Genomic DNA, 15,387 nt, shown 5'->3' with positions numbered 1-15,387 from the left:
TCTTTTTCCTCCAATTCTCTCTTTCCTCCCGAAAATTTCACCCTGACAAGCCCCCTGCCCAATTATAATATTTGTTTTCTTTCTTATGCCCTTTTGTTCCGGGTATGCACTTTTGTTTGAAGCGTGCGGATATCTGTCTTTTTCCGTTTTTCTCCTTTCTGTTCTGTTCCTTTCTCAGGGTTTCCCGTTCCTCTTATACATAGGTATATTTAAGGGATAGAATGAAATAGTCTACCTCATGGCTGAGGTTAAAATCAAATTATTTGCAAATTTGCGGGAGGCTGCCGGAACCCCTGAGTTGCAGCTCTCCGGAGAAAAAGTGCTTGATATCCTTTTATCTCTCACGGAAAAATTCCCCGGGCTAAAAGACCTTATTTTTGAAGAGACAGAGGATGAAAGTGAAATCCCTGCCCTTTGCGGATATATCAATGTCCTTATCAACGGAAACAATGTCCGGCACCTGGAAGGGCTCGATACTCTTCTGTCCGAGGCTGATGAAATAGCAGTCCTGCCCCCGGTTTCTGGAGGCTGATTTACCTTTAAGGAGTGCTTGAAGAGTATGGGCAAAATATTCAGGGAGCGGACCCCTGTCGGGGAAGCCAGAAAACTTTTTCTTGAAAATATCTCTCCGATTCGTGAGTCTGAAGAAGTGCCTCTTGAAGCCTGTGCAGGCAGGGTGCTGGCAGAGGTTGTAATCGCAGAGCGAAACGTGCCTCATTACCGGCGTTCAGCGATGGACGGATACGCAGTCAGGGCTTCCGATACCCTGGGAGCCTCCCCTTCGAATCCCGTGCTGCTGCAGCTTTCGGATGATGTCGGGGAAGGAACCTGTACCTGGGTGCATACGGGGGCAGCCGTACCTGACGAAGCCGATGCCGTGCTCATGGTTGAGGATACGGTGGCTGCAGGCGATATGGTCGAGTCCAGGGCTCAGGTCTACCCTGGCAGGAACGTCGGCCTGGTAGGAGAAGATATTAAAAAAGGTGACCTGGTCTTTGAAAAGGGACATTTCCTGCGCCCCTGTGACGCTTCAGTTCTCGCATCCCTGGGCTTTAGTGATGTTAGGGTCCTTAGAAAACCGGTAGTTACGATCATTCCCACGGGCGACGAACTCGTTAGTCGGGAAAACACCCTGGAAGTCCCACCTCCGGGAATGGTGCTCGAAACAAACGGCCTGATGGCGGCTCTTTATGTTGAAAAGTGGGGGGGAATCCCCCGCTGCACCAAAATCGTGCCCGATGACCCGGAAAAGATTGCTGATGCCGTAAAAGCCAGCCTGGATGGGGATATGGTTCTAATATGCGGGGGAACTTCAGTGGGAAAGCGGGATCATGCTCCACAGGTAGTTGAATCTCTCGGGAAGCTGCTGGTACACGGGGTAGGAAGCGTTCCCGGAAAACCTGCAGCTTTAGGGGTCATAGGCGAGGTCCCCATTGTCTGCCTCCCTGGCTATCCCGTAGCCGGGCTTGTCGCCCTGTACTTCTTTGCAAGGCCCGGGCTCAGGAAATGCGGGGCAATTCCTGAAATTCCGGATACTGTTCTGAAAATGCGCCTGGCTGCAAAGCTCAGTTCCAGAATCGGGTATGTTAGTTTCGTGCGGGTAGTCTTCGAAGGAGATCTTGTAAGACCTTTGATGGGTGCCGGGGCAGGGGTCCTGAGTTCTGTTGCAAAAGCCGACGGCTATGTACTCGTGCCCGAAAATGTGGAAGGCTATGAAGCTGGTGAGGAAGTTTCCGTCTTTTTGATCGAATGATTTCGGCTTTCATCCTCACTAATTTTTTTGATTGGTGCCTTATGTGGGGTATGAAGTTCTTTCCTAAAACTCAACGGTGCAGGAAAAGGTCAATCCGGTTTCCTACTGCCTATAGATAAAATTTTATACACAAAACCATAATATGCAGAAAGAGTTACAACCTGTGGAAGAACTATAACCTTCAAAAGTGAAGATAATGCCCTTTCTGGAAAAAGATACGGACAAGATGTTTCTTATAGGAGCCGGAGGGTTTCTGGGTGCAGTGTGCCGGTTCCTGATCTGCGAACTTGTTGATGCGGAGTTAGGGGTCCTTTCGGTAAACGTACTCGGGAGTTTCATGCTTGGAATGATCATGTACGACACGGAATACCTGGGGTTCATAGGGCCAAAAGGAAAAATCGCTTTTGGGACCGGGTTTATGGGGGCATTTACCACTTTTTCCACTTTTGCAGTCCAGTCTTTCGGGATGACCTTTCTTCCTGCAATGGGTAACATCAGCCTAAACCTTCTTTTGACCCTTACAGGGGTTTTCCTTGGCAGGAGCGTAATAAAATCAATTTCAAGTCGGAGGATCTGAGTTGTTTTTCCCGCCGGTTCTGGGAAAACTCCTCCTTGTTGGTGCCGGAGGCTTCATCGGGGCATCCCTCAGATATGCGGTTTCAAGCCGGGTGCCGAAAATAAGGAGTATCCCCGCAGGAACCCTGACGGTAAATATTCTGGGAAGCATTGTTCTTGCGCTCCTGACTCTTTCTTCCGAACCGGAGTCCATGGTCTATCTGGTGAATATCGGGATGCTTGGCTCTTTCACCACTTTCTCCACCTTTGCCTATGAAACCTTCCGGCTCCTCGAAGAAGGTGAAAATTTCTCATTTTTCCTGAATATATTCCTGAATGTCACGCTCTGCCTGGCAGGTGTGAGTGTTGCATACCTGGTTCTTAACATGTGATTTTAGGAATGAGTCATATATAATATCAAGGATTTCAAAATTTGAGAATAAACCACGGATGAACACAGATGAACACGGATGGCTTAAAATCTGTGTCTATCCGTGTCCATCCGTGGTTCTTTAACGGGAAACCCATAGAGCACTCCTGATCTGAAAATTTGAAGTTATATTTTCACCATTCCTTAATTCAGGTCCGGTAAGTACGGGGATATGGCCGAGTTATGTCTGTTGGCAAATTATGGTTGTAAACTGAGTTTTATGTCTGTTGGCAAAGTTACGGTTGTAAGCAGAGCTAGGGCTGAACATTAAGTTAGCGTAAAAATAAACAACTGAAATCCAGTAACTGCTAGTAGCGTAAAATCAATAACAAATCAAGTAGCTGAAATCCAATTCCCGAAAAAAAATTAAGTAATATATTGAAAAGTCAAAAAAAGTGTAAGGGTAAAGCCCTTAAAATCACTTAACAAGGGCTTTCGGGGACCTTCTCATGAAGCGCCTCTTGTGCCCGGAGGAAGTGAAGCGCTGTGCAGGCCCTGGGTGTGCCTTATGTGCCTTTGACTTTTCGATCTTGATTACTCTGCCTTTTCTGCCTTTTGCCTTTATCCATTCAATGCTGCCGGTTTTGCCCATTATCATGCCTCTTAATTTTTAATCTGGATTTATTTCGGACCCGATAATTTTCGGACCCTATGATGGTTTTTTCGTAACCTGTTGCACTTTATTGCTCCCCGCTTCCGAGAGCCGCGGGTTTTGATATCTCATCAGCGTTTCTCTGGCAATATAAGTGTCTTGATTCGATTATATCTCTATGATTTCAATGATATTGAAGAGAATTTGTGATTCTCCGTTGCAAGCCTGAAATTGCGAAAATATAAATGTTATCAAGCCTTGGGTCTATCATAAAAAGAAATGCTAGTAATTAAATGTTGCGGAGATTTGCCGGAAATGAGGCCAGGTATCTCCTTATGAGAAGTTTCTGATAGGTAATTTCCAGTAGGAAGTTCCTGACAATAAGTTTTTGAAAAAGGTGGTCAGCGTAAAAAACAAATCCATTGAAACCGGGCTTGCCGAAGCTAAAGAAGAACTTGAGGGCGTAAGAACTTATTCTGAATCTGATTTTTCCTGTATCGTCAAAGAATTGGGCTTCAAATGCGAACTTTGCGCTCGCTGCTGTACGAAGGAGTTCAACGACCACGTATTCCTGCTCGACGCCGATGCAGCCGTAATTAAAAAAATCGATCCGGAAGCTCTCGACCCCGCTCCTTACTATGAGTTTTGCGACCAGAAAGGCAGGTTTTACGTCTCGGGCTATGCCCTGAAAACAAAACCCGATGGGTCCTGCGTCTTTCTCGAGAACAAGCGCTGCAAAATCTATGAGAAGCGCCCCTCAATTTGCAGGGTCTATCCCTACATGCTCCACAGGGAGGCTGACGAAACGGGAGAAGTTGATTGGCGGCAGATTAGCGGCCTGAACGAGCACGGGAGCTACCACTCGGAGCTTGAAGATTCCGAATGTGAAGAAATCGTCCGGGGGACTAAAGCGTACGAAGAAGCCTACCTCCTGCAGTTAATTGATTTCTTCAAAGCCGTGCAGGTCCACTTCGAGAAAAACAGCTTGAAACATGTCCAGAGGACCTATGATAAAAGGATTCGAGAATTTCTGAAAGGTGGGGCCGAAATAGAGATTTTCGTGTACCATGAGGGGCGGTTTGAAAAGCACACGTTGCACTCCGGAGAGGCTTGACTGACTCCTGATCAAAAAAGTTGAATTGAAGAAGGAAAACTTGATTTACCTAAACTTCAGTTCCTTTTTCCTTTGACTTTCCACTTCAGGAGGATACCTTCTTCTATCGGCTCTGCCGAGAGCAGTTCAAGTTTCAGGAGTTCGGCTTCCGTAAATCCTTCCCCATCTGCGAAGGTAGGGGCAGCTTTTCCTCCTATAATGACGTTTCCTGCAAAAGTATAGATTTCGTCCACAAGGCCTGCGGAAAGCATTCCCCAGTTCAGGGTAGCACCGCCTTCTACCATCAGGGTGCCGATTCCTATTTTTTTCAATTCTCTGGCAAGTTCGGGGAGGTCTACCCGTTCTTCACCGGTTTTGATGACCCTTGCCTTTTTTTCGAGATCCCCTACTTTCTCGGAAGGGGCTGACTTTGAAACGGCAATGATCCTCTTTCCCTCTCCTTTCTTGAAAATATCTGCGTCAAGAGGGGTCCTGGCGGAACTGTCTACGACGATCCTTACCGGATTTTCTTCTCTTCCTTCGGCTTTCCTGGTGGCTCTTCTCTCCGGGGATTTCACGGTGAGGCTCGGGTCATCTGCAAGCACGGTCCCTATTCCGACCATGATAGCGTCTGCCTGCGCCCGGAGTTCGTCCACCCGTTCAAAATCCTGTTTTCCTGAGATACGGACCTGTTTGCGCTCTTTTGTCGAGAGCTTACCGTCTGCGGACATTGCGGAATTAATAAAAATAAAAGGTTTGTCCATGGTATGTGCTCCTTAAAAAAGTAATTAAGCGGGGGTATTTCTGATTAATTTCCCCCTTTGAAAGAGCTTTATTCGGCTTCAAGCAGTGGTTTCAGGAGATCGCGGTCTCTAAGGAGCCCCTGCAGTTTCCTGTTGGAGTTGATGATGGGAATCTGGTCGATCCTGTTCCGTTTCATCTTCCTTGCACAGTCGCTTACCGAAGTTATGTATGTGGCGGTAATAGGTTCCCGGATCATCACGTCTTTTGCGATGAGGTTCGGGACTTTGATCCTGGAAACGCTGTAGTAAATACTCATGGTGTCACGCATGGATTCCCAGGTCCAGGCGTCGTCGTCCGAACCTGCTGACATGTCAGACACCTCTACACTGTCTTCGATTACGCTGGCGCTCACGACGTCCCTGTCCGATATGATCCCCACGAGTTCCAGGTTCCCGTCAAGCATCGGGGCTGCCTTGACACCTGCGAGTTCCATGATCCTGGCGATGACAGGTAAAGGCGTTTCACTGTAAGCTGCAACTACCTTCTTGTCAACATAGTCCTTGATAGGAGACTCGATGTTCATGTCGGCAATGGTGCCGATTACGTCTGACACCGTAACAAGCCCGACGAGTTTTCCGTCATCGACCACAGGTAACCTCCGAATCCTGTGTTCAAGGAGCAGACGGGCAGCGGTTTGCAGGTCCGACTCCGGGGTGATGGTGATAGGGTCTCTAGTCATGAGGAGGGCCAGCTGCTCCTCTTCGGGATTGCGCAGAATGTTACTTCTGGTTACAAGCCCGACTACCTTCGAGTCCTTGAGCACGGGTACCCCTGAGATTTGTTTGTTCTTCAGGATTTTAAGAACCTCGTCTCTGGAACCGGGAAGGGTTGCACATGCAACGTCCCTCACCATGATATCTTCAATGAAAATGTTTTTTGGCATCTCATCTACACCTTTGTTGTCGTATGATCCTGGATTTTTTCCTGGATACCCTTTTTGTTTAAAAACAACTCTATCCTGATTGTACAGGCTTCCGTTTTTTCGCTTAACTCCTGACAATCATTACCGGGATCTTTGAGTTCCGGACAACTTTCTCGGCAACGCTTCCAAGGAGGAACCTGTCAATCCCACTTTTTCCGTGTGTTCCCATTACTATCAGGTCAACGTTGTTGTTTTCTGCGAAATCGATTATCTCGTTGCTCGGATGTCCTTCCCCAAGAATTTCTTTGACTTCAACCCCCGTGGCTTCTCCGGTTTCCTTTACGTAGGAAATCGCTTTATTCCCTTCATTCTTCAGGATTTCGTACATTGCTTCCCAACCGGCATCCATGGGTATTGAGGAAAAAGAAGATGTATCCACCACGTAGAGTGCATGGACTGTAGCCCCGCTCATTTTTGCAATCTCAATCCCATAAGATATCGCCCTGTCACTGTTCTCAGATCCATCGGTTGCAATCACAATGTTCCTGTAAAACTCGCTTGTCATGTTATGTTCTCCATCTGCTTTGAATGAAGCACGGATAGTATATCGTCGGGTCTGGCCCGCCTGACGACTCCATTTATCGGGTCCTTTGTCCCTGTAAGATTATTTGAATTTCCGTTAAGGATCATCAAATTAGCTTTATTCCCCTTTTCTATTGAACCCTTGGAATCAAGCCCCATTACAAAAGAACCATTAAGTGTACAAATTTTAAATACTTGTCTGTCATCAATCGAAAACACTTTGGACATAAATTCCATTTCAGCAAACATATTTACAGAATTTAACATTACATTATCAGTGCCGGCGGCTACTCGAATACCTGCTTCGAGCATTTCGGCAATAGGTGCCATGCCAACTCCTGTTACAAAGTTGGATCTTGGACAGACAACTATCGGAATTCCGGCATCTGCTACCTGGTCCAGGTCTTTTTTTTCTGCTTTTGTAAGGTGAATGAGCAAATCAGGATTCAGTGAAAGGGCTTTTTCAATGTCGTCCCTCTTTTTTTCTCCTGCATGGATTGCAAAGAGTTTATTCCTTTTCCTGGTGCAGGCGGCAATTTCTTCCAGGCGCTTGAAGTCCAGGTCGTTTGCTCCGCTCATCCCTAGCCCGTCAGAGTGCAAAAGAACTCTTTTTATCTCATTCAGAACGGTTTCCAGAGCTAATTCGGGTTTATCCGGTCTTCCGTAAACAAGAGAATGGAGATTAAGACCTTCAAGAGCTTTATTCAGTGCTGCAGCCCCCACAACTCCTCCTTCTCTGAAATCCGCAAAAGCACAAGTACCTGTTTCGATCATATCGAGCAGAGACCTTCTAATGCTTTCTATGAGGGCCGGATAGGATGTTTGTCGAAGTATCCGGTGTTTCAATCCATCAGGGGGTTTTACAAGTGAATCAAGTTCTCTTTCAACCCTGAAACCGGAAACTTTTCCCAGAGACGGGTCTTTGAATACGGAATCTCCAAGGTGGGTGTGGGCGTTGATGAAACAGGGTGCTATAATGTTGGAAGAATTAGTGTTTTCTTCTCCGATTTCCGTAATTATCCCGTTTTTTATGCAGACGTAGCCCCTGATGGGTTCAAGTTCGGGGCCTGAAATTATAGTTCCGGAGATGATCTTTTCAATGCCGTACATAGAAAAGCAACCCTATTGTTTATGGCGCTTGAGTCCAATTATTGATGACCAGATATGGGCATCATATATAACTTTTCCTTAAGAATCTTATATTTTTTATGAAACTTTTTGTGTAGTTTGGTTCAAGCCGGTATATTTTCCGGATTTTTTCCATATATATACTATTAAATTCCCCTCATATGCTGGAATATGTCCTAACTATCCTTCCTGGTATGTCCTATCTGTAAACATGATATACGATATATGGTATATGCATGTAGGGGGCGTTATCTTTATATCTAAATACAGATATTTAAATACTCAGTCGCATTGTATAGGTCCTTGCACGAGGATATGGGATTCCCTGCCTGTGAATGTACAGACAACCCCAATGCGATACACCTATAGTGTGAGAATGCCCGGCACGAGGGTAACCGGAAGGGACTGCGGATTGCCAGAGGATGAGCTTTCGGAGTTAGTGCGCTCGGGCTACAGCACTATTTCTACCTGTTTTCCTTTTGTTCAATTTGTACTTTTATTTTTGTGGTTCTTCAGTCTTGGTCAGTAAGTTTTTTCGATAATGCTGGTCAGCATTCCTGGCAACTCTTGTAACCGCTATTTGACGCCTGCACCGATATCGTTGCGTGTATTTGATCAGTTGCAGATTAATCACTGATGTGGTTGTTGTATTGATTAATTGCAGATTAATTCGTTATTGATTTATAGGATATCCGGAAAAAGCTAACAAACATGTCTTTTGAAGACGCAATAAAATCACTGGATTCCGGAGTAAGTGTGGATATAGAGGTCACACCCGGGTCAAAATCCGTGTCTGTTCCCAGTGGTTATAATGAATGGCGTAAGAGAATTGAGGTCAAACTTACGAAAAACGCCCAGAAAGGAAAAGCAAACGGACAGTTGATCGAAAGCCTTGCTGACTTTTTCGGAATCAGTAGTTCCAGCATCATGATCAGCAGTGGGGCTACAAGCAGCAAAAAATCTGTTTTGATAAAAGGTATTTCTTACGAGCAGGCAGTCTCGGTTTTTGGGTCTCGTTTGAAATAATATAACTACCCAAAAAGATCTTTGTTAAGTTCTGGTGGATTCCTTACCCTTTCGGGTCTATATCATAAGAAAAGGTTGATGGTAAACGTGGTTGATGTTGAAGTATACAGAAAAAGGCTTGAGAGGCTTGAAGAGCTGCTTTCCGAGCTTTCCGAGTACGCCGAAAAAGGCTCTATAATTATAGTGGAAGGTAAAAGAGACGTTCTTTCACTAAAGAAGCTCGGGATAGATGGGCATTTTGAGCTTGCCACCCGGCACCCCCTTCTTAATTTCTCCGAGAAAATAGCACGGCAGAGCCGGGATATTGTCGTGCTTACTGACTGGGACCGCAGAGGGGACCTGCTGGCCTCAAAACTAACTGAATATTTTGGAAATCTCGCCATAAATCCCGAACTTCAGATCCGGCATAAGCTAAAGCTCATTACGCAGAAAGAAATCAAGGATGTGGAAAGCCTGTACACATATGTCTCAAAGCTCAGAGCTTTAACAGGTGCATACACTGACTCTGATCTATACTGAATTTGATTTTTTTAGATAAGTGGACCTTGAAAAGCTTTTTTGGAATCGGCAACTCATTGAATAACTAATGTGGACTGGCAGGAAGATCTATAACTAAAAGTGTTAAACTAAAAGTGTTAAACTAAAAGTGTTAAACTAAAAGTGTTAAACTAAAAGTGTTAAACTAAAAGTGTTAAACTAAAAGTGTTAAACTAAAAGTGTTAAACTAAAAGTGTTAAACTAAAAGTGTTATACTAAAAGTGTTATACTAAAAGTGTTATACTAAAAGTGTTATACTAAAAGTGTTATACTAAAAGTGTTATACTAAAAGTGTTAAACTAAAAGTGGGGTAAAAATGCATTTAATAATCCTCTCCAAAATAAAAAATAAATGAGGTGGATTTGGACAGGCAATTCATTTTGGAAGAGGGATTAACAGTTCCTATTCATTCTGCACTGCTTTGTCAGCTTCCTCTTTTTCCTGAACCATAGAGAGGTTATCGGGATGCTTTTGCTGGTTAAACGTTCTGTCAAATTCCGGATACTTCTGGAACTTGCCAGCCAGCTCTTCGAACATCTTATGCCTCGGACTGATGATGATTATATGGGCAGGAGGATGAATTTTCTTCAATCTGCTAATTGCTGCTCCAGCATGGTTGTTCAGTTCTACAAGTGCTGCAGAGTTACATTTTGACTTGAGAGGCACTCCCATTACGCTGACAAGAAGATCATCGGCTATGTCTGGTTCGATGCATCTGGGATTAGCTGAAAACTGAATGTGTCCGTACCGTTCTAAGTCATGCAAGGCTATTTTTACTTTGTCCGAGTCGTCTGCCCGGACTAATGCGAAAGATTTCATTTTTTACACACCGCCAATCTACTAAAGTTTTCCCCATTTCTTTATTGCTCTGCACCTATAATAATCTTTGTACATGAGGGCTGATAAATTGCTAACCAGAAGTTCTCGTTGTGAAAACGACATGCTGAGGGGCTTTTCTCCCTTCAAAAATGTTTGAAATTACTGGTCAAGTACACCCAACCTGCTTCTTACCTTCATGCCGACGAAGTTCAAAAATTACACAGGCGCATTGTAAGATCATTTTTCAGTATGTAGTATTTCCTCCGTTTTACTGGAGTATTCTATACTTATATTCTCCGAATATATATTCGTTTTGAAATAATATTTCCGGAAGAAGCAAATTTGCTTTATTTTTCCTGCTCCCTCCTGAAATTAAATAAGGATTAACCCTCTTTCCTATGTAATATAACATCTGCACAGTGATCTCGTTAACATAGTTAACATTGTATATTATATTAATCTTGTTAACTCTCTCTATCTTAATATACTGTCATCTAAACTTAATTGTTTTGATTTGATCAAAAGCTTTAATCTGGCTCTTACATATTTATGAAATATGTATTGTCTCTTCAATCTCCTGCTTTCAACTTCTTGAATGATAAATTGGTTCAAAAAAAATAATATTATAAAGTTTATTACGATTTTCAATTTCTGTTCAGGCTTTAAAAACTCCCCTTCAAGAATGGTATCTTTTATTTAGGTCCTGCCTGTATCATATACCTGAACAGTACACAAATACGTGCAATAACGTATTCTTCGTGCGCTCTATCAATTGATGAGGCTGGTTTTCTGTCTCTCCGGCTTATCTGCCGGGTCATAATTCATTTAATGGTTATTGCATGGAAATCGATGCGTTTAAGATTATCTTATAAATCAAAGTTTAGTTCATAATTCGGTGATTATATGGCTGAGGATATCGAAAAGAAGGTAATTACGGCAAAGAAAGCGTCAATTGAACTTGCCAGCGTGAGTACGGAAATTAAAAACAGGGCTCTGGAGGCCATGGCAGATGCCCTTGATAGGGAAAGAAAAGCAATTCTCGAAGCAAATGTAAAGGACTGTGAATATGCTGAAGAGCTGAAAAAATCCGGGAAGCTCACCCAGGCTCTTGTGGACAGGCTGAAGGTCAACGATTCGAAAATTGATGGGATGATAGCAGGTATCAGGGACGTAATAAAACTGGAAGACCCTGTGGGAGAAACCCTTTCGGCTCTTGAACTTGATGATGGGCTGATCCTCTATCAGGTGAGCTGTCCTATTGGCCTGATAGGGGTTATCTTCGAGTCCCGGCCTGATGTGGTACCACAGGTCATGTCCCTTTGCCTGAAAAGCGGGAACGCAACGATTTTCAAGGGCGGGAGTGAAGCAAGGGAGTCGAACCGCACGATCTTCGATATTCTCGTAAGAGCCATCGAATCCACGGAAGGAATGCCACAGGGTGCTTTTCAGTTGATAGAGACCCGGGAAGAGGTTATGGATCTCCTGAGCCTGGACGCTTACATAGACCTCCTTATCCCGAGGGGTTCCAACGAATTTGTCAAGTTCATTCAGGATAACACGAGGATCCCCGTGCTGGGGCACACAAGTGGCATTTGCCACTATTATGTAGACGAGTTTGCGGACCTGGAAACGGCCTGGAAGGTCTGTTTCGATGCGAAGGTCCAGTACCCGGCTGTCTGCAATGCAATCGAAACCCTGCTCGTAAACCGGAACCTTGCCGAAGCCTTCCTCCCGAAAATGGCGGAAATGTATCTTGAAGCCGGAGTGGAGCTACGCTGCGATGAGGACAGCTATACCCTGCTTGCAGGAAAGGGCCTGTCCTCTCTTGCAAAGGCTACGGCAGAGGACTGGGGCCTTGAGTACAATGACCTTATCCTTTCTGTCAAAATCGTTGACTCGATCAAGGAGGCCATTGACCACATCAATACCTACGGCTCCCACCACAGCGACGGGATCATCACCACAAGCGATGAGAGGAGAAAGAAGTTCACCGGGCTTGTAGACTCTTCCAGCATCATGGTTAATGCCTCTACTCGCTTTGCAGACGGCTACCGCTATGGAAAAGGTGCCGAAGTCGGGATCAGCACGAACAAGATTCATTCCCGGGGCCCGACGGGCATGGAAGGTCTCCTTATTTACAAGTACGTTCTTATGGGGAAAGGGCACATTGTAGCGGATTATGCCGGAAAGGATGCAAAACCCTTCACTCACAGGAAACTTGATCTTAAGTTTGGAGATGTTAACTGAAACAGTTCTAAACCAGGAAGGTTTTAACTGAAGTAGGTATGAATTAGCAGGTTCGAGCGGGATCAATTGTTAACCCGAATCCCTAAATCGGGCTAAATTCCTTGAATAATTATGAAATCCTTATATATTTGAAATGTGGAATTTGCTCCGGAAAATGCGCAGAGGCGGTGTAAATCCTCGATTGTGGCGAGAACCCCGTGCGGCTTTGTACTAAGGTTCCGGGTAAGCGCTGCAATCAAAAATTACCCTAAGAGGCATTACTCTTGACAGATAGAAAACAGTTTTTCCACGATGTAAACAAGGTTGTTATAAAGATCGGGACTTCCTCGATAACTAAAAGGAACTGTGACGAAACGAAGGAAAACTGCAGCATAGATCCGGTATTCATGGAAGGGGTCGCAGCCCAGGTTTTCGAACTTAGAAAGCATGGGAAAGAAGTGATCCTTGTAAGCTCGGGTGCAATAGGTGTGGGGCTCCATGAAATGGGTATTGCTCCCAAACCCCGGGCAATCCCGATCCGGCAGGCTGCGGCAGCGGTTGGCCAAAGCCTCCTGATGCAGGACTGGATCCGGGCATTTTCGAAGTATGGAATGAAGGTTGCGCAGATCCTCCTGACCTATGACTTCTACTCGGACCGGGTGACCTACCTGAACCTGCGGAACAGTATCTCCACTTTGCTCGAGTACGGAGTCGTTCCGATCATTAATGAAAACGACTGCACCTGCACGAATGAGATTGAAGCTATCTTCGGGGACAACGACAAGCTTTCAGCAATGGTTGCCAGCAAGATCGATGCCGACCTTCTGGTCATTCTCTCGGACATTGAAGGGCTCTTTGACAGGAACCCGAAGATGAACAGCGATGCCCGGCTCATTTCCCTGGTGGAAAAAATTACCCCCGAAATCGAGAGTTATGGGGGAGACCCTACCAGCTTTAAAGGGGTAGGGGGGATGCGGACGAAAATCAAGGCTGCAAAGATCTGCAGCATGGCAGGCTGCTATGTTGTGATCGCAAACAGCGATATAGATGATGTTCTCCTCAAAATCCTTTCAGGTGAAGATGTAGGGACTCTCTTCCTTGCAGAAAGGCACATCCAGAAAAACCGCTCCCGCTGGATTATTCTCTCGAAAGCTTCCGGGACTATCCGCGTGGACGCCGGGGCAAAAGCTGCAATTCTCGGGAAAAACAGTCTTCTTCCTGCGGGAGTTGTAGGTGTCGAGGGTGATTTTGGCAGGGGTGATGTCGTGAAACTCGAATGTTCCGGCAGGGTTTTTGCAAAAGGGATCACTGACTATACTTCCGAAGAACTGATGGAAATAAAAGGAGCTCACACCGACCAGATCGAGAATATCCTCGGTTATAAAAACTATGACAATGTCATAAAGACGGAAAACATCGGGTTTATGGATTCGTCGGAACATCCTGAGTAACTGGGCATCTTTAGTGCCCTCATTCCTTTAAATATTCTGATTCAAACATTCTGACTCAATATTCGGATTCAAATGTCCTAAATTACTATCAAAATCATATCTGAATCACTATCTGAATCACTATCTGAATCACTATCTGAATCACTATCTGAATCACTATCTGAATCACTATCGAAATCATGTCTGAATCACTATCGAAATCATGTCTGAATCGTATCTGAATAACTATCTGAATCATTTTATTTTTACATGGAGACATCAAGTATGACAGTTCAGAACAAAAATATAGGATTTATCGGGGCAGGGAAGATGGGTTCTGCTCTCATGCAGGGTATCATAAAAGCCGGGCTCGTGGACCCTTCAAGTGTAGGGGCAAGCGACGTGTATGAGCCTGGCCTGAAAGCCCTGGAAGAACAGCTGGGAATCCGGGTGTCGACTGACAACAGCGTAATTGTAGGGGATTCGGATATTCTTCTCCTTGCCGTGAAGCCTCAGATCCTGGGCTCTGTGCTCGCAAAGCTGAGTGCAATTCTCACTCCTGAAAAGCTTGTGATTTCGATTGCTGCAGGAGTTCCTCTCTCCACTTATGAGGATGCCTTGCCAGAAGGCACAAGGGTTGTGCGCGTGATGCCAAACATTGCAGCCACGGTTTCGGAAGCTGCTTCGGGGATTGCTCCTGGTAAAAACGCTACTGATGAAGATATTGATACAGCCCTTGAGATCTTCTCTGCCGTGGGAACTGCTGTACGGGTTCCGGAATCTCTTATGGATGCGGTAACCGGGCTTTCCGGAAGTGGGCCTGCCTTCATCTTCCCGATAATCGAGTCCATGGCCGACGGAGCTGTTTTTGAAGGGCTGGACCGGCAAAGTGCTCTCTCTCTTGCTGCCCAGACCGTGCTGGGGGCTGCAAAAATGGCTCTTGAAACGGGCATGCACCCCGGAGAACTCAAGGATATGGTCACATCTCCGGGAGGGACCACAATTCAGGGCGTTCACGCCCTCGAAGAAGCCGGGGTAAGGGCTGCCTTCATGAATGCCGTTATAAGGGCAAGTGAGCGCTCTAAAGAACTTGGGAATAAATAATTTTTCTTTTTCCTTTTTCGGGGTCTCTGACGGAGGTCAGAGGTCCCTCGACTTATTTTTATTTGTTTTTCTCTGTTGCTTGCTTTGAATCTATTTCTTTAACCTTAAACTGAATTATAAACTATAATATGTTTAACACCTTCCTTCTCCTTTTTTCTTTTTTGCTCCTTCTGCATCATCTCCTATCAGCGGCATACGTATTTGTTCACTTGCGTTTTCGTCCATTTCTACCCTCCACTGTTATAGATTTCCAGAGGTTTTTATAACTCTTTTCAGGTCAGGGATTAAGTAACGGGACTCCTACATCAGCATATCTGGACTATTGTCCAGATGTTTCTCCATACCGGTATATCTTGACAGTTTTCCGGATGTTTCTCTACTCCATATATTTAGACCGTTGCCCGAATACTTCCCTACATCATCCCTCTCACAAATTATTTTCATTC

The 15,387-nt window shown here is 45.1% G+C and carries 16 protein-coding genes; 10 read left to right on the top strand and 6 right to left on the bottom strand.

Annotated features, from left to right (window positions below; genetic code table 11):
- Positions 1-238: 238 nt before the first annotated feature.
- The 4 genes from ACSAZK_RS07250 to crcB (ACSAZK_RS07235) all read left to right on the top strand — a co-directional run bounded on the left by ACSAZK_RS07250 (position 239) and on the right by crcB (ACSAZK_RS07235) (position 2,700).
- Positions 239-532: a ubiquitin-like small modifier protein 1 gene (locus ACSAZK_RS07250; protein ID WP_440956687.1), complete on the top strand. Its 294-nt coding sequence runs from the start codon at positions 239-241 to the stop codon at positions 530-532.
- Positions 533-559: 27 nt separating this feature from the next.
- Positions 560-1,753, top strand: coding sequence for a molybdopterin molybdotransferase MoeA (locus ACSAZK_RS07245; RefSeq protein WP_440956686.1), 1,194 nt, complete (start codon positions 560-562; stop codon positions 1,751-1,753).
- 196 nt (positions 1,754-1,949) lie between these two features.
- Positions 1,950-2,330, top strand: coding sequence for a fluoride efflux transporter CrcB (crcB, locus tag ACSAZK_RS07240; RefSeq protein ID WP_440957122.1), 381 nt, complete (start codon positions 1,950-1,952; stop codon positions 2,328-2,330).
- 1 nt (position 2,331) lies between these two features.
- A complete protein-coding gene (crcB, locus tag ACSAZK_RS07235) occupies positions 2,332-2,700 on the top strand; it encodes a fluoride efflux transporter CrcB (RefSeq protein WP_440956685.1) in 369 nt (122 codons plus the stop codon).
- Between the two features lie 456 nt (positions 2,701-3,156).
- On the opposite strand, the gene ACSAZK_RS07230 is transcribed toward crcB (ACSAZK_RS07235), so the two are convergent.
- Positions 3,157-3,330 carry a DUF5350 domain-containing protein gene (locus ACSAZK_RS07230; RefSeq protein WP_197076174.1) on the bottom strand — a complete coding sequence of 58 codons (174 nt, stop codon included), beginning with the start codon at positions 3,328-3,330 and terminating at the stop codon, positions 3,157-3,159.
- Positions 3,331-3,727: 397 nt separating this feature from the next.
- On the opposite strand from ACSAZK_RS07230, the gene ACSAZK_RS07225 reads away from it, so the two are divergent.
- A complete protein-coding gene (locus ACSAZK_RS07225) occupies positions 3,728-4,444 on the top strand; it encodes a YkgJ family cysteine cluster protein (RefSeq protein ID WP_440956684.1) in 717 nt (238 codons plus the stop codon).
- A gap of 56 nt (positions 4,445-4,500) precedes the next feature.
- Here ACSAZK_RS07225 and ACSAZK_RS07220 read toward each other — a convergent pair whose 3' ends face one another.
- The 4 genes from ACSAZK_RS07220 to ACSAZK_RS07205 all read right to left on the bottom strand — a co-directional run bounded on the left by ACSAZK_RS07220 (position 4,501) and on the right by ACSAZK_RS07205 (position 7,781).
- Positions 4,501-5,187, bottom strand: coding sequence for a 2,5-diamino-6-(ribosylamino)-4(3H)-pyrimidinone 5'-phosphate reductase (locus ACSAZK_RS07220; RefSeq protein WP_440956683.1), 687 nt, complete (start codon positions 5,185-5,187; stop codon positions 4,501-4,503).
- Between the two features lie 68 nt (positions 5,188-5,255).
- Positions 5,256-6,110 carry a CBS domain-containing protein gene (locus ACSAZK_RS07215; protein WP_440956682.1) on the bottom strand — a complete coding sequence of 285 codons (855 nt, stop codon included), beginning with the start codon at positions 6,108-6,110 and terminating at the stop codon, positions 5,256-5,258.
- A 103-nt stretch (positions 6,111-6,213) separates the two neighbouring features.
- On the bottom strand, positions 6,214-6,654 hold the full coding sequence (locus ACSAZK_RS07210) for a universal stress protein (protein WP_440956681.1): 441 nt from the start codon (positions 6,652-6,654) through the stop codon (positions 6,214-6,216).
- On the bottom strand, positions 6,651-7,781 hold the full coding sequence (locus ACSAZK_RS07205; protein WP_440956680.1) for an amidohydrolase family protein: 1,131 nt from the start codon (positions 7,779-7,781) through the stop codon (positions 6,651-6,653). The genes ACSAZK_RS07210 and ACSAZK_RS07205 overlap by 4 nt, the downstream gene beginning before the upstream one ends.
- A 729-nt stretch (positions 7,782-8,510) precedes the next feature.
- On the opposite strand from ACSAZK_RS07205, the gene ACSAZK_RS07200 reads away from it, so the two are divergent.
- Positions 8,511-8,825, top strand: coding sequence for a DUF167 domain-containing protein (locus ACSAZK_RS07200; protein ID WP_440956679.1), 315 nt, complete (start codon positions 8,511-8,513; stop codon positions 8,823-8,825).
- Between the two features lie 87 nt (positions 8,826-8,912).
- Positions 8,913-9,344 carry a toprim domain-containing protein gene (locus ACSAZK_RS07195; protein ID WP_440957121.1) on the top strand — a complete coding sequence of 144 codons (432 nt, stop codon included), beginning with the start codon at positions 8,913-8,915 and terminating at the stop codon, positions 9,342-9,344.
- A 420-nt stretch (positions 9,345-9,764) separates the two neighbouring features.
- Here ACSAZK_RS07195 and ACSAZK_RS07190 read toward each other — a convergent pair whose 3' ends face one another.
- On the bottom strand, positions 9,765-10,181 hold the full coding sequence (locus ACSAZK_RS07190; RefSeq protein ID WP_440956678.1) for a DUF356 domain-containing protein: 417 nt from the start codon (positions 10,179-10,181) through the stop codon (positions 9,765-9,767).
- A gap of 903 nt (positions 10,182-11,084) precedes the next feature.
- Between ACSAZK_RS07190 and ACSAZK_RS07185 the strand changes: the two genes are divergently transcribed.
- The 3 genes from ACSAZK_RS07185 to proC all read left to right on the top strand — a co-directional run bounded on the left by ACSAZK_RS07185 (position 11,085) and on the right by proC (position 14,941).
- The gene (locus tag ACSAZK_RS07185; RefSeq protein WP_440956677.1) at positions 11,085-12,428 is read left to right on the top strand and encodes a glutamate-5-semialdehyde dehydrogenase; all 1,344 of its coding nucleotides are present in this window, start codon (positions 11,085-11,087) and stop codon (positions 12,426-12,428) included.
- A gap of 263 nt (positions 12,429-12,691) precedes the next feature.
- Positions 12,692-13,858, top strand: a complete 1,167-nt coding sequence (proB, locus tag ACSAZK_RS07180) for a glutamate 5-kinase (protein WP_440956676.1) — start codon at positions 12,692-12,694, stop codon at positions 13,856-13,858.
- Positions 13,859-14,122: 264 nt separating this feature from the next.
- Positions 14,123-14,941: a pyrroline-5-carboxylate reductase gene (proC, locus tag ACSAZK_RS07175; RefSeq protein ID WP_440956675.1), complete on the top strand. Its 819-nt coding sequence runs from the start codon at positions 14,123-14,125 to the stop codon at positions 14,939-14,941.
- Positions 14,942-15,387: the final 446 nt, after the last annotated feature.

Source organism: Methanosarcina sediminis (assembly GCF_052056915.1).
In the GTDB taxonomy this organism is placed as follows: Archaea; Halobacteriota; Methanosarcinia; order Methanosarcinales; family Methanosarcinaceae; genus MTP4.
This window is presented reverse-complemented; position numbering and strand designations above follow the sequence as displayed.